At 57.7% G+C, this 17,565-nt stretch carries 11 protein-coding genes; 7 read left to right on the plus strand and 4 right to left on the minus strand.

Going from position 1 to position 17,565, the window contains the following annotated elements; all coding sequences use genetic code 11:
* Positions 1 to 121: 121 nt before the first annotated feature.
* Positions 122 to 751: a glutathione S-transferase family protein gene (locus tag NK667_RS08525; protein ID WP_054614370.1), complete on the minus strand. Its 630-nt coding sequence runs from the start codon at positions 749 to 751 to the stop codon at positions 122 to 124.
* A gap of 349 nt (positions 752 to 1,100) precedes the next feature.
* Between NK667_RS08525 and NK667_RS08530 the strand changes: the two genes are divergently transcribed.
* The 4 genes from NK667_RS08530 (at position 1,101) to NK667_RS08545 (ending at position 9,591) form a co-directional block, all read left to right on the plus strand.
* Positions 1,101 to 2,225 carry a response regulator gene (locus NK667_RS08530; RefSeq protein WP_054052903.1) on the plus strand — a complete coding sequence of 375 codons (1,125 nt, stop codon included), beginning with the start codon at positions 1,101 to 1,103 and terminating at the stop codon, positions 2,223 to 2,225.
* 97 nt (positions 2,226 to 2,322) lie between these two features.
* On the plus strand, positions 2,323 to 4,023 hold the full coding sequence (locus NK667_RS08535) for a two-component system response regulator (RefSeq protein WP_054614371.1): 1,701 nt from the start codon (positions 2,323 to 2,325) through the stop codon (positions 4,021 to 4,023).
* Between the two features lie 76 nt (positions 4,024 to 4,099).
* The gene (locus NK667_RS08540; RefSeq protein ID WP_054614372.1) at positions 4,100 to 8,644 is read left to right on the plus strand and encodes a PAS domain-containing hybrid sensor histidine kinase/response regulator; all 4,545 of its coding nucleotides are present in this window, start codon (positions 4,100 to 4,102) and stop codon (positions 8,642 to 8,644) included.
* On the plus strand, positions 8,644 to 9,591 hold the full coding sequence (locus tag NK667_RS08545; protein WP_054052897.1) for a diguanylate cyclase: 948 nt from the start codon (positions 8,644 to 8,646) through the stop codon (positions 9,589 to 9,591). Before NK667_RS08540 ends, NK667_RS08545 begins: the two co-directional genes overlap by 1 nt.
* Before the next feature lie 103 nt (positions 9,592 to 9,694).
* On the opposite strand, the gene NK667_RS08550 is transcribed toward NK667_RS08545, so the two are convergent.
* Both NK667_RS08550 and NK667_RS08555 read right to left on the minus strand, forming a co-directional pair.
* Positions 9,695 to 11,644: a DNA topoisomerase III gene (locus NK667_RS08550; RefSeq protein WP_054614373.1), complete on the minus strand. Its 1,950-nt coding sequence runs from the start codon at positions 11,642 to 11,644 to the stop codon at positions 9,695 to 9,697.
* 203 nt (positions 11,645 to 11,847) lie between these two features.
* Positions 11,848 to 12,747, minus strand: coding sequence for an NAD-dependent epimerase/dehydratase family protein (locus tag NK667_RS08555; RefSeq protein WP_054614374.1), 900 nt, complete (start codon positions 12,745 to 12,747; stop codon positions 11,848 to 11,850).
* 114 nt (positions 12,748 to 12,861) lie between these two features.
* Here NK667_RS08555 and NK667_RS08560 point away from each other — a divergent pair, with 114 nt between their 5' ends.
* Positions 12,862 to 13,752, plus strand: coding sequence for a LysR family transcriptional regulator (locus tag NK667_RS08560; protein ID WP_054614375.1), 891 nt, complete (start codon positions 12,862 to 12,864; stop codon positions 13,750 to 13,752).
* Positions 13,753 to 14,058: 306 nt separating this feature from the next.
* Here NK667_RS08560 and NK667_RS08565 read toward each other — a convergent pair whose 3' ends face one another.
* On the minus strand, positions 14,059 to 14,958 hold the full coding sequence (locus NK667_RS08565) for an AraC family transcriptional regulator (RefSeq protein ID WP_054616231.1): 900 nt from the start codon (positions 14,956 to 14,958) through the stop codon (positions 14,059 to 14,061).
* Positions 14,959 to 15,163: 205 nt separating this feature from the next.
* Between NK667_RS08565 and NK667_RS08570 the strand changes: the two genes are divergently transcribed.
* Together NK667_RS08570 and NK667_RS08575 are read left to right on the plus strand one after the other, a co-directional pair.
* Positions 15,164 to 15,997: an oxidoreductase gene (locus tag NK667_RS08570; RefSeq protein ID WP_054614376.1), complete on the plus strand. Its 834-nt coding sequence runs from the start codon at positions 15,164 to 15,166 to the stop codon at positions 15,995 to 15,997.
* Between the two features lie 149 nt (positions 15,998 to 16,146).
* On the plus strand, positions 16,147 to 17,556 hold the full coding sequence (locus tag NK667_RS08575) for a serralysin family metalloprotease (protein ID WP_054614377.1): 1,410 nt from the start codon (positions 16,147 to 16,149) through the stop codon (positions 17,554 to 17,556).
* Positions 17,557 to 17,565 lie beyond the last annotated feature (9 nt).

Raw genomic sequence — 17,565 nt, forward strand, 5'->3', positions numbered from 1 at the left:
CAGGTTTTACGACTGCTTCGCAGCCGAACGCAGCCTCGTGCCTCGGCAGCTGCTACAGAACCGAACGCAGCCTCGTGCCTCGGCAGCTGCTACAGAGCCGGGCGCGGGCTGCTACAGATTCTCAGTGGGGCGCGAAGTCGTACTTGCCGCCCGTTTTCAAAGCGGCGGCGTAGGCCGGACGTGCCTGGAAGCGTTCAACCCAGGCGGCGACATGAGGATAGTCACGCAACTTGCCCTGGGCCCTGGCGATCTCGCCGATAAAGCTCATCTGGATATCGGCGGCGCTGAATTCATCGCCCAGCAGGTAATCGGACTGGCTCAGTGCGGTGTCGAGGTAGCTCAGGTAGTTGGCCACTTCCGAATTGATTCGCGGATGCAGCGGCGCACCGGCTTCACCGAGCTTGCCCACATACAGATTCAACATCAGCGGCAACATCGCCGAGCCTTCGGCGAAGTGCAGCCACTGCACGTATTGATCGTAGGCGGCGGTGGATGGATCAGGTTGCAGGCGACCCTGGCCGTGACGTCGAATCAGGTAGTCGATGATCGCGGCGGACTCGATCAGCTTCTGCGCACCATCCTCGATCACTGGCGACTTGCCCAGGGCATTGATGGCTTTCAATTCCGGTGGCGCGAGATTGGTTTTCGGGTCGCGCTGATAGAGCTTCAGTTCGTAGGGGATGGCCAGTTCTTCCAGCAGCCAGAGAATGCGCTGGGAGCGGGAGTTGTTCAGGTGATGGACGATGATCATGGTCGGGGCCTTTTCAGAAAGTGGGGTGATCGCCGGGCTTGAGCAACACTAGACCATTCGCGGCTTCTCGAAGTGCCCTCAAGGGTTGCTGTCATAGTTCACCTTTCGTGAAATGACCAGCGAGCCGGTGCCGTGTTGATAGCTTGTATAGTTTGCTGGCGAGGAATAGATTCGATCCACAAGGATGCCATCTGGCCATCAACCAAAGGGAAATTGCCGTGACTTGCTCAAATTCGCTTGGTTACAACCTCATTCTTTGATCTCAACAACGTCGATTTTTTGCAGGTGACCGATAATCCTTGTCCCTGTGACGGTGTGAAGTTGCGTATCAATCCAGTGAGGATACAGAATGAGAGTGATGATTCTGGATGATGACCCCTGGATTTCCGACCTTTTAAAACAGCTTGTGTTGAGCATTCGCCCGGTTGCCCAAGTCGATTGCTTTATCGATGTCGCCAGTGCCTTGGACGCTTGGCAGCCAAGCACGTATCAATTGGTGATGGCCGACTGGAATCTACCGGATGCCCCCGGCGTCAACCTGTTGCAGAAAATTCGCGAAAAAGATCAGGACACGCCGCTGATCATGATCACCGGACGCGCTGATCGAGACAGTGTGCTCGCGGTAAAGTCGCTGAGAATCAGCGCCTTTTTCACCAAGCCATTCCAGGTTTCGCGCGTTGTTCAATGCCTGGAAGAGCTCCTTCCCCTAGATGCACCCCCTCGATCGACCACTGTCAGCACTGAAGACCTGATGAGCTATCTCAATGGTTTGTCAGCGGGTGAGTTGGACTTGCCTTTACTGGCCTCGGTCAAAGACAAGCTTCAGCTCGGCTATGGCGGGGCGCCAATGGATTTGCGAGAGCTCGCCAATGATTGGCAGTTTGACCCGGCGCTATGCGCCCATTTGATCGCCGCAGCAAACGGTGCCGCGTATCACGGGCTCGGGCAGCCCTGCACGAATCTGAGCAGTGCGCTGACACGGCTGGGAGGGCTGACCAGCGTGAATCTGGCAATCAGCCAAGCCCTGCGCCAGACCAATACTCATCCTGACGGCATGCTGATGACCCTCATCCAGGTGCATTTGGATGGTGCTGAGCGTTTGGCCGAAAGGGTTGTTCTGTTGGCTCAACAATGCGGTCTGGACCCCGCGCCCCTGCAAAGTGCAGCCCTTTTGCACCGCATGGGCGAACTCTGTGTGCTTTACCAAACTCAGAAATGGGAGAACCAGGGCAATAGCGTGGAAGAAGAAACGCTCACGCACGCTATTCGCGATTTTGCAGCGCCTTTTGCCGTTCGCTTGAAAGCACGCTGGGGACTGCCTATGGTTCTACGTGAGTTGATAGGCGCTATTTATGCGTTGCCTCCCATGCAAGTTCGCCGTGAACAAGTGGTGATGCGCCTTGCCGCCGCCATGAACAACGGTGAACCCGAGGCAGACGTCGAAAGACTTCAACGATTAGCCGGCCTGGCCTGATCCCGACAGGGACTGGCAGGCTGGCCGTTTCGGCGCGGATAAAAGCTGTCCAGGTTCGCTGGTTATTAATTGCAAGGGATTTGCCAGGAGCAACGGAATGCGCGACAAGACGTTTAGCCTCAAACCAGTCCTCCTGATCGTCGATGACCAAGTCATCGACCTGAGAATTCTCAGCACTGCAGTGCAGGATTTAGCTGAAGTTCATATCGCCCAAAGTGGTCAGCAGGCGCTTGAGATTGCTCGTCAATGCCGGCCCGATGTGGTGTTGCTCGACATCGAAATGCCGGGCATGAACGGTTTTGAGGTGTGCCGGGCGTTGAAGTCCGATCCGGAACTGCTGGACGCCGCAGTCATTTTCGTAAGCGCTCACACGCAGACCAACGAGGAGCTTTTCGCTCTGGAGTGCGGTGCAGTGGACTTCATTCAAAAGCCGCTGAATATCCCGGTTGCCAGAGCCCACATCAAGGCTCATATCGCCTTGCGCAATGAGGCCAAGAGGCTCGCCAATCACGATGCGCTGACTGGGCTACCCAACAGAATCCTGCTGCAGGATCGTACTGAACAGGCGTTACAAAAGGCTCGTCGCAACAATGGCCGTGTGGCGATGTTATTGCTTGATCTGGATAACTTCAAAGCGATCAACGATTCGATGGGGCACTCGGTTGGCGACCTGGTGTTGAAAGAAGTGGCATCGCGATTATCGCGGTCCTTGCTAGTCGAGGACACCGTCAGCCGGCAAGGAGGCGACGAATTCATCCTCCTCCTGCCCGAGGTGGTCGGTTTCGATGCCGTCGGCGACTTCGCCGAAAGGGTGCTCGCCACTATCGCCAGTCCCTTTTCAATCCAGGGAAACCGCTACGACCTCAGCGCGAGCATCGGCATCGGTGTATTTCCTGAAGATAGCGACGATATGGAGTCCCTGTACCGGCATGCCGACGCAGCCATGTACCAGGCGAAGCTTGCAGGTCGTAATCGTTATTGTTTTTTCTCTTCGCATATCGAGAGCAGCATGCGTGCCAGGCACCTGCTTGAGCGCCATATGCGCAACGCTTTGGAAGAAGGTGTTTTCGAAGTGTTTTACCAGGCGAAGATTGATGCACGGCACAAACGAATCATTGGGATGGAGGCGTTGATCCGATGGCGCAACCATGACGGCGTTCTGGTCTCGCCTGCCGATTTCATACCACTGGCAGAAGAAACAGGCCTGATTATTCCGATTGGCAAATTCGTTCTGCTGCAGGCCTGCAAGGACACGAGGGTGCTACGTGAACTGGGCCATGACATTTCGATTAGCGTAAACATCTCCGTCGTGCAGTTTCGCGAGGCGGCCTTTCTCGACATGGTGAAAAGCATCCTCGCCGAGTCTGGTTTAGAAGGACAATTTCTCGAACTGGAGATCACCGAAGGGGTGCTGGCAAGAGACATTGATAACGCGCGAGAAACCCTTTTCCTGCTCAAGACCCTCGGGGTTCGCATTTCTATTGACGATTTCGGCACCGGTTATTCGAGCCTGGCTTATCTCAAGCGGTTTCCCATTGATGTTCTGAAAATAGATCAGAGTTTTGTGCGAGATATGCTCACCGACAAAAGCGATTCGGCCATCATTGAAGCGATCATCAAGTTGGGTCAGGCGCTAAGTCTTGAATTGGTGGCCGAAGGCGTAGAAATCCAGGAACAGGCCGATGCGCTTCTGGAGCAAGGCTGTCAGATCATGCAAGGTTATCTGTATTGCCGACCTGTTCCCTTTGCTCAGATATCTTCATTTTTGTCCTCGGGACTCAACGTCAATGTTGCGTAAACGAACTAGGCTGTAGACGCCCCAACAGGGTCAGAACCTTAAAATTGAAGACTTGAAGGTCTTCTGCTACGGGGCAATGCGGGTGAGAAAGCACAAGTTTTTTGCATTGAGCTGGGGAGTGGTTATCACTCTGGCGGTAGGGTTAGGGGTAAGCATTCTGGGCGGCTGGGCCCTTGAGCGCATCAACCAACAACAAGCTCAAGAAGCGATCTCAGCGGCTACCGAAAACGCCGCAGAGTTGGTTTTAACTCGTCTCGATCTTTACCAATATGGATTGCGAGGCGCTCGTGGAGCGGTGTTGACAGCGGGTGAGCATGGCATCAGCCGTCAGGTTTTTGACCAATATAACCAAACGCGCGACCTCGCTGCCGAGTTCCCCGGCGCCAGTGCCTTGGGATTTATCAGGCGAGTACTGGAACGCGATGAAGGCGACTTTCTCAAGCACGCTCGAGCCGACGGCAAAGCAGATTTCTCCATTCGTGAATTCTCACCCCATTCGGGCGAGCGTTTTGTTGTCCAGTATGTCGAGCCGGCTGAGGGTAACCAGCTTGCAATTGGCTTGGACATCGCTTCGGAAACATCGCGGCGCGAGGCGGCACAATCCTCGATACAAAGCGGTGTGGCACGGATCACCGGGCCCATCACGCTCATACAGGCCCAAGGAAAACCGCAGCAGTCTTTCCTGGTGTTGATGCCCATCTTTCGCGGCGGAGTGACTCCGGTGACCGTCGCTGAACGAGAGGCAGCTGCTTTTGGCTGGAGCTATGTTGTGTTGCAGACCGAGGAGGTACTCAGAGGCCTGCGCATAGAAAATGAGACGGTACATTTACGATTAAGGGATATCACGGTTCCAGGGCAAGAGAAGCTGTTTTATGAAAGCAGCGACAACTCGACTAGCCGTGAAACGCTAGTGACTCATCGGCTGGAGCGCGACGTATACGGGAGACGATGGCAAATTGAACTCGGCGCCAACTCGTTGTTCATGCAACGCTTGCATCAGGTTTCACCAACAGTAGTTCTGTTGATGGGTGGTTTGCTCACTCTACTCCTGGCTACTCTGGCTAGTGTCGTGAGTGTCAGCCGTCAACGTCGGCGGCAGATTTTCTCCGAGCAGGCAAGACTGGCTTCCATCGTTGAAAGCTCGGCCGATGGCATTATCGGAAAAACACTCGATGGCATCGTCACCAACTGGAACAAAGGCGCCGAGCACCTTTTTGGGCACACCGCCGAGGAAGCGGTGGGCCAGACACTCGCCGATTTGATTGTTCCGGCAGAACTTGTCACAGAGGAGGCGCATATCCTTGCGCGCATCAGCGCGGGTGAACGTATCGGTAGCTTTGATACCCAGCGCCATCACAAAGACGGGCGACTGATCGATGTCTCCGTCAGCATCTCACCTATTTATGGCGAGGGTGGTCGCGTCGTTGGAGCGTCCAAGACATTAAGGGATATCTCGGCCAAAAAGGGAGCTGAGGCCCGAATTCTCGAACTCAATTCCAACCTTGAGGAGCAGGTCGCGCAACGCACGTCGGAGTTGCGGCATCTCAATCTGTTGTTGGGTACTGTGCTGCGTTCGGCCACGGAGGTCTCGATCATTGCGACGGATCTCGATGGCGTTATCCGTGTTTTCAATAAAGGCTCCGAGCGTTTGTTGGGTTATGACGCCGATGAGTTACTGGGCAAATACACGCCGGCACTGTTCCATGTACCCGAAGAAGTCACGGCTCGTGGCGTAGAACTGAGTGAGGAGTACGCGCAGGCAATCGACGGTTTCCATGTGTTTACCCATAAACCCGAACGCGAAGGCGCGGAAACCCGCGAGTGGACCTACATTCGCAAAGACGGTTCGCGGTTTCCTGTCACGCTGGTGGTCACGTCCATGCGCGATGACGACGGGTTATCGAGCGGCTACCTGGGTATCGCTGTGGACATTACCGAACGTAAAGCGGCAGAAAAGGAATTGGCTGCGAGCCTGAAGACAACGCTGGAACAACGTAGCGAACTGATGGCGGTCCACGATCAGTTGCTGATGGCGGCTGAAGTGGCCGAACTGGGCGTCTGGTCCTGGACCTTGGCGGACAATGCCTTGAAGTGGAATGACCGCATGTTCGAGTACTACGGGCAGCCACTGACGTTGCGCAATACCGGTCTTTGTTATGAGCACTGGTACTCGCGTGTTCACCCCGAGGATGTCGTGGCTGCGGCTGCAAAGCTGAAGGGTGCCGTCGAAGGGACTGATGTGTATGACACTATTTTCCGTGTCGTTCGCCCGGATGGCCAGATCCGCTTCATTCATGCAGGCGCGCAGATCGAACGCGGTCCAAACGGTGCAGCTTTGCGTGTGACGGGTATCAATCGGGACATCACTGTCCAGCGCGAGCTAGAGTCACATCTGCTTAACGCCAAGGAACAGGCCGATGCTGGGAGTGCGGCCAAGTCTGCCTTCCTGGCCAACATGAGTCATGAAATACGCACACCGATGAACGCCGTGTTGGGTATGTTGCAGTTGGTGCAGAACACTGACCTGAATGGTCGCCAACTCGATTATGTGACCAAAGCGCAGACCGCTGCGAAATCACTGCTGGGTTTGCTCAATGACATCCTCGATTACTCCAAGATAGAGGCGGGCAAGCTGCAACTCGATGTGCACCCGTTCGAGCTCGAACCGCTCATGCGTGATCTAGCCGTAGTGCTGGCAGGTAACCAGGTTCAGAAGGAAGTTGAGGTCATGTTTGACCTGGATGCCAACTTACCCAACGACCTGATCGGAGATAGCCTGCGACTGCAACAGGTGTTGATCAACCTGGCGGGTAATGCTCTTAAATTCACCCTGGAAGGCCAGGTCGTGGTCAGCGTTGAACAACTGAAACGCACGGGAAATGCGGTGACTTTGCGCATTGCCGTTTCTGATACCGGCATCGGTATCAGCCCGGAACAACTTCAGCGCATTTTTGAAGGTTTCACTCAGGCCGAGGCTTCAACTTCCCGGCGCTTTGGTGGCACAGGTCTGGGCTTGGTGATCTGCAAGCGGTTGGTCTCCTTGATGGGGGGGGAACTTCAGGTGGAGAGCCAGCAAGGTGTGGGGAGTCGTTTCTGGTTCGATATCGCTCTGGACGTAGCGCCAACGTCACTGCCGAAATCTATCCGCCCGGAAATCGATGTGTCTATACGGATTCTGGTCGTCGACGACAATGCCATGGCGGGTGAATTGCTGTTGCGCACCGTTCATGCATTGGGATGGAAGGCTGATCGCGTCAGTGGTGGCACGCAAGCGGTGGAGTGGGTGAAGAAAGCCCAGGCACTAGGTGAAGCCTACGACGTGGTGCTGATGGACTGGCGGATGTCAGATATGGATGGGCTGAGCGCTGCGCAATTGATCCATCAGCAGGGTAACGGTGCGCCACCTCCGATGGTCATTATGATCACTGCTTACGGCCGCGAAGTATTGGCCGACGCCCACCAGGCGGGAGACGCCCCCTTCGTGGGTTTTCTCACTAAACCTGTCACTCCCAAGCAGCTGGCCGAGGCTGTTCAGCGAGCACTCAACGGCAAAGACCTGTTGCATTCTCCCGTACCTCGGCCGACGGTTGACTGGCCACAGCGTCTGGCCGGGCTGAGGTTATTGGTGGTGGAAGACAACATGCTCAATCGCCAGGTAGCCGATGAGTTACTGACAAGGGAGGGCGCTCAGGTGACACTGGCGGAAGGCGGACTGGAAGGTGTCAGCAAGGTGATGAATGAGCGTGTGCCCTTCGACGTCGTATTAATGGACATCCAGATGCCGGATATTGATGGCTTGGAGGCGACACGGCGCATTCGATCGAACCCACGTTTTGCAACCCTGCCGATTGTGGCGATGACCGCAAATGTCTCCAATAGTGACCGTGAGGTGTGTCTCGCCGCCGGGATGAATGAGCATGTTGGCAAGCCCATCGATCTGGAGCAACTTGTCGCAACGCTGCTCTTTCAAGTGGGCCACGAGGGTAGCCAGGCATCTCCAAACCAGGGGAAGACCCTTGCGCAGGAAGGAGTCATAGATTCTCGTGCATCAATCATTGATCGCTTTGGTGGTGACCTCGATTTGATCCGTATAGTGCTGAGAAACTTCGGCCCGGAGCTGGAAAAGCAGCTAGTGCGGTTGCACGATCAGATCCAGCATCAGGACGCATCGGGGGCCGCTTTTGTGCTCCATTCCATTAAAGGCAGTAGCGGCACCATGGGGGCCAAGGCGCTGTCGCAGTTGGCCGGCAGCCTGGAGCAGACCTTGAAAGATCCAGAGTCTGTAGCGAGCATCTTTGCTGATGTCACCTGGTTTGACGAATTGAGCAGGTTACTGCAACTCAGTCTTGAGCAGATGAATGCCGACTTTGGTCAGAGCCCACGAGCAAAGATCGGTGTTGGCAACGAAATCATGGAGCCGACGCAATGGAAGGAATCCCTTGAAGAGATTTTGCTATTGCTGGAAGCAGGTAATCTTCAAGCCATAGAGTTGACCGACGCGTTGGTGTCAAAAACACCGTCATCCCTGCGACCCCGGTTCGATGAGCTGGTGGCCAGGGTCCAGTCGCTGGACTTTTCGGCTGCGATGCCGATTGGTCGTGACCTGTTGAGATCTGCCTGATGAAACCGTCGATGGAAACCGGGTTGCCGCATTCCCACAACCGTCCAAAATTACTCATAGTCGACGACCAGCCGACTAATATCCGGGTACTGCATGAGCTGTTTCGTGAGGACTTTGATGTATTTATGGCCACTAGCGGTGAACAGGCGATCACCGTATGTCACGTACAACAGCCCGATTTGATTCTGTTGGATGTGGTCATGGAGGGCATGGACGGGTATGAAGTATGCCGTCGACTCAAGGCCGACACGGCGACCCAAGGCATTCCCATCATTTTCATTACCGCGCAGCAACAGGAGTCCGAAGAACTGCTGGGCCTGGAGCTTGGTGCCGTGGACTTCATCAGTAAACCGATCAATCCAGTGATTGTTAAAGCACGGGTACGAACACATCTGACCCTGAAGTTACAGAGCGATCTGCTACGGAGTATGGCGATGATGGACGGCCTTACCGGGGTGGCCAATCGACGCAAATTCGACGAGGACATTTCGGCTGATTGGCGCCTGTGCTTTCGAGAGCAAAAGCCGTTGTCGCTGATCTTGGCGGATGTCGATTTTTTCAAGCGCTACAACGACCGATATGGGCATCAGGCAGGAGATGGCTGCCTCAAGTCCGTTGCCCGAGCGCTATCTGAAACGGTTGGACGCCCCTACGACCTGGTGGCCCGGTATGGCGGCGAAGAGTTTGCCTGCGTCTTGCCCAAGACAGACCTTTCTGGAGCGGTCGAAATTGCACAAAGAATGCAAGAACGGGTTCGAGCATTGGGCATTGAACATTCTGCTTCTGATGTCGATCGTGTGGTGACTATTTCTCTGGGGGTCGCAACATTGACACCCTCTGGTGATCTTGAATACCAGGCTTTGATAGAAGCTGCAGACAAGCAACTCTACGAAGCTAAGAGCGCTGGCCGGGGGAGGGTGTGTTCATCTGCAATGGAGCCCAGTTAACCCCCCCCCGCTTTTTTTGCTGAGTCTTAAAGGCAAGTGTTGAATCAAGCGCTTGCGCCAATCAAAACCGCCTAGTTGTTGCCTGGCTCTGGCTGCCCACAGACTACGCTTTACTCGCCGGTTTGGCGGCGCGTTTAGTGCCGGTCGCGGGCTTGCGCGGGGCGGACTTGCGTTTTTTCTTCCATGGCGTGGCGCCGCGACCGGCCGGGCTCGCCGGTCCGCTGATGGTCATACTCAGGCCGGCACAACGGGCGACTTGCTTGCTCATCCACGCGGCTTGTTTGGTGACGAATTCTTCCAGGCTCATTTCGCCGCTTTGCACCATGTCCAAGGCCTGTTCCCAGATTGCGGTGGTGCCGGGATCGGCGATGGCACGCGGCACGGCATCGATCAGGCTGAACGCGGCCGGCGTCGCAGCCAACGCCTTGCCGTTCTTCACCAGATAACCCCGGTCGAGCAGGCCCTGGATGATCGAGGCGCGGGTCGCTTCGGTGCCGATCCCGGTGGTGTCCTTGAGCTTCTGCTTGAGCAGCGGGTCTTCCACCAGTTTGGCGACGTTCTTCATTGCCTTGATCAGATCGCCTTCGGTGAACGGCTTGGGCGGTTGGGTCCAGAGGTCCTTGAGCTTGACGTCGGCCACCGCGCAATCCCGCCCTTCAGCCAGTGCCGGCAAGGTTTGTGGCGCTGGCGCCTCGCGCCCTTTAGCCGGTGCCAACGCCTCGGGCAGGGCACGCTTCCAGCCGGGCTCGACGATCTGCTTGCCCACGGCGCGCAAGGCTTCACCCGCACAATCGAAGTCGGCCTGGGTGCGGTCGTATTCATGGTTGGGCAGGAACTGCGCCAGATAACGCGCACGGATCAGGGTGTAAACGGCTCGTTGTTTGCCCACCAGCCGCTCAAGGTTTTTCGCCGCTGCGGTGGGGATGATGCCGTGGTGAGCGCTGACCTTGGCATCGTTCCAGGCCCGTGAGCGCCGCTGCGGCTCCAGGTGCTCGTTCAAGGCGTTCAGACTTGGGTCGGCCTGACGTAGCGCTGCGAGAATGCCCGGGGCTTCGCTGTGCTGGCTCAGGGGCAGGTAGCCGCAATCGCTGCGTGGGTAGGTGATGACTTTGTGGGTTTCGTAGAGAGCCTGGGCGATATCGAGGGTTTCCTGGGCGCCGAGCCCGAGTTTCTTCGAGCAGACTTCCTGCAAGGTACCCAGGTCGAACGGCAACGGTGCGATTTCACGCATACGCTCGGTGCGCAGCTTGATCACCCGGGCGCTCGTCGCACTGCTCATTGCCGCCGCCGCTTGTTGCGCGAGGGCTTGATTCAGACAGCGATCTTGATCATCACAAACATCGGATGCGGCGCGCCACTGGGCGGTGAAAGCCGTGCCATCGTGCAGCAGTTGCACGTCGATAGCCCAATAGGCGACGGGGACGAAATCGGCAATGCTGCGATCCCGATCCACCACCAGTCGCAAGGTCGGCGTTTGCACGCGACCTACCGGCAACACCCCTTGGTAACCGGACTGGCGCCCGAGCAGGGTGAACAACCGACTCATGTTCATCCCGATCAGCCAATCGGCACGGGAACGGCCCAGCGCCGAGTGGTAGAGGCTGAACGTCTCGGCTCCCGGCTTGAGCGCTGCCAGAGCCTTGCGGATCGAGGCATCGTCCAGCGCCGACAACCATAGCCGCCGGATCGGTCCGCGATAACGGCAATGCTCCACCAGTTCCCGGGCGATCATCTCGCCCTCACGGTCGGCATCGGTGGCGATCACCAGTTCAGTGGCCTCGCCGAGCAAGCGCTTCACCGCTTTGTATTGGCTGGCGGTGCGCGGCTTGACCGTCATCTTCCATTTTTCGGGAATGATCGGCAGATCTGCCAGCACCCAGCGCTTGTAGCGTGCGTCGTAGGCATCCGGCGGCGCGGTTTCCAGCAGATGGCCGATGCACCAGGTCACCGTGACGTTCGTTCCCAACCAGCAACCGTCGCCCCGGCGCTTGGCGCCGAGCACTGCCGCGATGTCTTTGGCCTGGGAAGGTTTTTCACAGAGGTACAGCTGCATAACCACCATCGTTCAAGTCGGTTTGAAGAAGGTGAACAGAATGCGCAGGGATTTTGATTGGAGCAACCTTTATCTGTATGGATATACAGATAAAAGGTTGCCGATGATGACTGAGGATCAGGCTCGGGCCGCTGCTTTTCCTTCTGCCAGTAGCGTCAGGAGGTGCCGTTCGACCGCTGCTTCGGTGAACGCCCGGCGACTGTTTATAACGGCATCTCGTTTTTGATCCAGTCCAGAATCGACGCATGACGCGGCGTCCAACCCAGTTCCGCCCGTGCGCGTTTGGCGATCACCCGGCTGTTGGTGCCGAAGGTGAAATGCACGTGCATCGGGTCCCAATGCTGCGCCGCTTCCGTCACCGACCAGAACTGTACTGGGCCTAGTTCCATGCGCGCGGCGAGGGCCGGGCCGATGTCGGCGAAGGAGGCTTCACCGTTTTCGACAAAATAGAACGCGCCAGCCGGGGCTTTTTCCAAGGCCAGCACGTATAGCTCGGTCAAATCGTCGATGTGCACGTTGGACCAACTGCTGACGCCTTTGCCGATGATCCGCAGCACGCCGGTTTCCCGGGCACGGGCCATCAGAAATGGCAACTGGAAGCTGTGATCGGTCAGGCCGTGGCCCACGCCGTAGATGTTACTCGGGCAGATCACCACGGTTCGGATGCCTTCGCTGGCGGCTCTCATCAGGCGCAAATCAATGTTGTAGCGTGGCTGTTTCAGCGGGTCGACGATGAACAGCGTGTCTTCGTCGAAGATGTTCGGGGACAGGTAATCGCCTTTGGCGTCATCGCCGATGATGCTGGAACCGCTGGTGTGAATCAGCAGTTTGCCCGTGCCTTGTAGCGCTTCGATGAATGACTCGACAGCGCCGGCATGGTCGCTGTTGGCCGCATCGATCACGGCGTCGGCCTGGCGTGCTTCGGCCATCAGCAGTTCGTGATCATCCAGGCTACCAAGCACCGGCGTGATGCCCCGCGCTTTGAGTTGTTCGGCTTTCTGTGGGTCGCGAACCAGTCCGCGAATCGAGTGCCCGTCGACCATCAGCCGATGAGCAACGCTGCCGCCAACAAAGCCGTTGGCGCCGGTCAGGAAGATATTCATTAAGCGAAAACCCTTTGAAGATGAGCGAGCACCCACCTTAGTCCCGGACAGTTAGCGGAAAAATAGGCCGCAGTTCTGTTTAGAATGGACTCTGGAGTCATCAATGGAGGCGTCATGGAAAGCCTGAATGCTATCGGCGTCTTCGTCGCCGCCGCTGAAGCCCGCAGCTTTGTGGGTGCCGCTCGGGCCTTGGGGATTTCGGCCTCGGCGGTCAGTAAAAGCATCGCGCGGCTGGAGGCTAAATTCGGTGTGCGGCTGTTCCATCGCAGCACCCGCAGCATCACCCTGACGGCGGAAGGCACGCAGTTTGTCGAGCGTTGTCGGCGGGTGCTGGCCGAGCTGGAAGTGGCGGGCGAGGAGCTTTCGCAGAATGTGGCGCTACCCCAGGGCCCGCTGCGCATCAGCTTGCCGATGATCGCCAAGCCCTTCGTGTGCGTTTTCGGCGAGTTTCAATCGCGCTATCCGGATATTCAGCTGGATCTGGAATTCACCGATCGCCTGACCGATGTCATTACTGAAGGTTTCGATGCGGTTGTCCGCAGCGGCGTGCCACGCGATTCCGGGTTATCGGCGCGGCCCCTAGGCACTTACCGCATGCTCACGGTCGGCTCGCCGGCGTACTTTGCCCGCCGTGGTGTGCCGCGCCAGCCTGAAGACTTGCACCAGCACGCCTGTATTCATTTTCGCTTTCCCAAGTCCGGCAAGTTGCAGACGTGGCTGTTCAATCGTGGTGATCAGGCGGTTGAACTGGAGTTGCCGCGCTCAATGATCTGCAATTCGGTGGAAGGGCGGATGGACCTGGCGGTGCAGGGCCTGGGCATCACCTATGCCGCTGACTTCGTGGTGCGCGAGGCCTTGGCGAATGGGCGTTTGGTGGAGGTGCTGGAGGATTTCACCTGGGAGCAGGGGCAGTTCAATCTGCTCTGGCCTTCAGGCCGACAGGTGCCGCCAAAGCTGCGGGTGTTTATCGAGTTTTTTGTGAGCCATATGCCGTTTACCCGCTGACACGGTGGTGCCTGACACTCCGCTATCGCGAGCAAGCTCGCTCCCACAGGGGATTGTGGTCGTACGCAAATCCCCGATTCACCACCGGACAACTTTGGGAGTGAGCCTGCTCGCGAAGACGGAGTGTCAGGCGACATCATTTTTGAATGGGCCGGCCTCTTCGCGAGCAAGCCCGCTCCCACAGGGGAATTGTGTTCGTTCACAAATTTGCGATTCACCACCGGACAACTGTGGGAGCGGGCTTGCTCGCGAAGACGGAGTGTCAGACCCGGCCTCTTCGCGAGCAGGCTCGCTCCCACATGAATCTCAATGCGACGATACGAACACCGAATCCTGCACCGGCGGCGGCAGCGCAAACGAGCCTTTCATCCGCGCCACTTCGTCGGTCGGCGTTCGGCCAAATAGCCGTTTAAACTCGCGACTGAACTGCGAGCCGCTTTCATAACCGACTTCGGAGGCCGCCAGCGCCACGCTGTAGCCGTTGCGCGCCATCAACAGTCGGGCCTGGTGCAGGCGGGTCGATTTCAGGTACTGCATCGGTGAGGTGTGGGTGACGGCTTTGAAGTGCGAGTGGAAGGTCGGCACGCTCATCTTCGCCTCCGAGGCCAGTTGTTCGACGTCGAGCCGTTCGCCAAGGCTGCCGTGGATTTTACGCAAGGCCAGGGAAATCCGCCCGAAGCGACCACGGGCGGTGAGGGCAGCGCGCATCGAGCCGCCCTGAGCGCCGGTGAGGATTCGGTAATAGATTTCCCGCACCAGCGACGGTCCAAGAATGCGGCCATCCAGCGGTGAGTCGAGGGCATCCAGCAGACGCAACACCGATTGGCTCAAACAAGCTTCCATCGGCGAGGCGTACATACCCTTCGGCTCGGCGGTGGGCTGGTCATCGAGTTGCAGCATCAGGTCGGCGGCGAGGTTGAAGTCCAGATGGAAATAGATCGCCAGCAATGGTTCCTCGGCGCTGGCGTCGGTTTCCATGGTGAACGGTACGGGCACGGCGACGGCCAGATAGTGCTGCGCGTCGTAGAGGTAAGTCGCGTCGCCCCAATACCCGCGCTTGCTGCCCTGGCAGACGATGACGATGCCCGGATCGTAGAGCACCGGCGTACGTGCCAGCGGACGGTTGCAACGCAACAAACGGACATCCGACAGTGCCGTCAGGTTGTAACCCTCGTCCGGGGCGAGCTTCGTCAGCAACGTGATCATCCGTTGCTGATCATCGTTTTGATCAACCTTTGCCGCGCTCACATTTATTCCTCGTGCGATATCACTGGCTAGAATGTGAACCGCCGTACGCGGTAAATCAATCAGCTCATAGGATTAGGCAAAACACCCACAGTAATCGGCGTTCAGCCATCAAGGCTGCCTCCCTATCATGGCTACAACTTCACAACCCACGGCGGAACACGACATGTCGGCAAACAAGACCCTCTTCATCACCGGCGTCAGCAGTGGCTTCGGCCAGGCCCTGGCCAACGAAGCCCTCGCCGCAGGCCACCGAGTGATCGGCACCGTGCGCAACGAAACGGCGCGCATCGAATTTGAACAGCACCCCTCGAAAAATGCCTTCGGCCGCTGCCTGGATGTCACCGATTTCAGCGCCATCGACGCCGTCGTCGCCGAGGTCGAAAGCACCCTCGGGCCGGTGGATGTATTGGTCAATAACGCGGGTTACGGCCATGAGGGGATTTTCGAGGAATCAGGGCTGGAAGAGATGCGCCAGCAGTTCGACGTCAACGTGTTCGGTGCGGTGGCCGTGACCAAGGCGTTTGTGCCGTTCTTCCGTCAGCGCCGGGCCGGGCACATCATCAACATCACCTCCATGGGCGGCTTTATCACCATGCCCGGCATCGCCTATTACTGCGGCAGCAAATTTGCCCTGGAAGGCATTTCCGACACCTTGAGCAAAGAACTCAAACCGTTCGGCATCGCGGTCACTGCAGTGGCGCCAGGCTCATTTCGCACCGACTGGGCCGGGCGCTCGATGCGCCGCTCCGAGCGCAGCATCGCCGACTATGACGCCACATTCGACCCGATCCGCACCGCGCGCCAGAACAAAAGCGGCAAGCAATTGGGCGACCCGGTGAAAGCTGCGCGCGCCATGTTGACCCTGATAGCCAGTGACGCGCCGCCCGCACATTTGTTGCTGGGCAGCGATGCCCTGCAACTGGTGCGCGAACGGTTGGCGACGATGACGCAGGAGATTGAAGCGTGGGAGGCGCTGACACGATCCACCGATGGTTGAACCGTAGCGCTATCGAGAAATTGATTAGCGCCACGTTTCAAGCTGTGTCAGTTTCAGCTCGCCTTTATTGGGGCGAGTGACAGGACGATCTCGCCAAGGGATCGCCGTGGTCTGTCGGAAACTGACTACTTTGAACAAGGACGTAAGCAATGTCTCAAGCAAAATCCCGGGCCAGTGACGCCTACTCGACAGTCGACACCTTCAGCCACTTGTACGACCGTGGTGGCAGCGCGCTGGTGAACGGCAAGCCATCGTTCACCGCCGATCAGGCGGCGGACCAAATCCTGCGTAAAGGCGCGTCCTGGCACGACCAGAATGCCGACGGCAAGATCGACCTCAGCTACACCTTCCTCACCTCGAAACCGGCGAACTACGACCCGGCCCTCGGCACGTTCAGCGAATTCAGCGCCCAGCAAAAAGCCCAGGCCGTATTGTCGATGCAATCCTGGTCGGACGTGGCCAACGTCACTTTCAGCGAAGGCGCAGGCGGCGACGGTCACATGACCTTCGGCAACTACAGCAACAACACTGGCGGCGCGGCGTTCGCCTACCTGCCCCAGGGCAGCCAGCACGACGGCCAGTCCTGGTACATGATCAACGACCAATATCAGGTCAATAAAACCCCCGACACCAACAACTACGGGCGTCAGACCCTGACTCACGAAATCGGCCACACCCTGGGCCTGTCGCACCCTGGCGTGTACAACGCCGGCAATGGCAACCCGACCTACAACGACGTGACCTACGCCCAGGACACCCGTGGCTACAGCCTCATGAGCTACTGGAGCGAAAGCAACACGCACCAGAACTTCAGCAAGGACGGCAGCGGCGCCTACGCTTCCGCGCCGTTGCTGGACGATATCGTTGCGGTGCAGAAACTCTACGGCGCCAACCTGGACACCCGCGCCAGCGACACAGTGTATGGCTTCAACTCCAACGCCGAACGGGACTTTTACAGCGCTACTTCGGCGGCGTCGAAAGTGGTGTTTTCGGTGTGGGACGGCGGTGGCAACGACACCCTGGATTTCTCCGGTTTCAACCAGAACCAGAAGATCAACCTCAACGAAGGTTCGTTCTCCGACGTTGGCGGTCTTGTGGGCAACGTCTCCATCGCCCACGGCGTGACCCTGGAAAACGCGGTCGGCGGTTCGGGCAATGACCTCCTGATCGGCAATGCGGTGGCGAACTCTCTGGAAGGCGGGGCCGGTAACGACATCCTCTACGGCGCCGGTGGCGGTGATTCGTTGTGGGGCGGGGCGGGTGCGGACACGTTTGTGTTTGGCGCCGCCAGCGATTCGACCATGACTGCGCCGGACTGGATCATGGATTTCACCAGCGGCCAGGACAAGATTGATTTGTCGGGGATTGCTGAGTTCGCTTCGGGCGCGGCGACGTTGAACTTTGTTGGCGGTTTTACCGGGCATGCGGGGGATGCGATCCTGACGTACTTCGCGCAGACCAATCAGACCAGTTTGATGGTGGATCTGACCGGGCATGGCGCGGTGGATTTTGCGGTAGGGACGGTGGGGCAGGCGGCGGTGACGGATATCGTGGCTTGATCTTTTGAT

This window comes from Pseudomonas nunensis (assembly GCF_024296925.1).
Lineage (GTDB): Bacteria > Pseudomonadota > Gammaproteobacteria > Pseudomonadales > Pseudomonadaceae > Aquipseudomonas > Aquipseudomonas nunensis.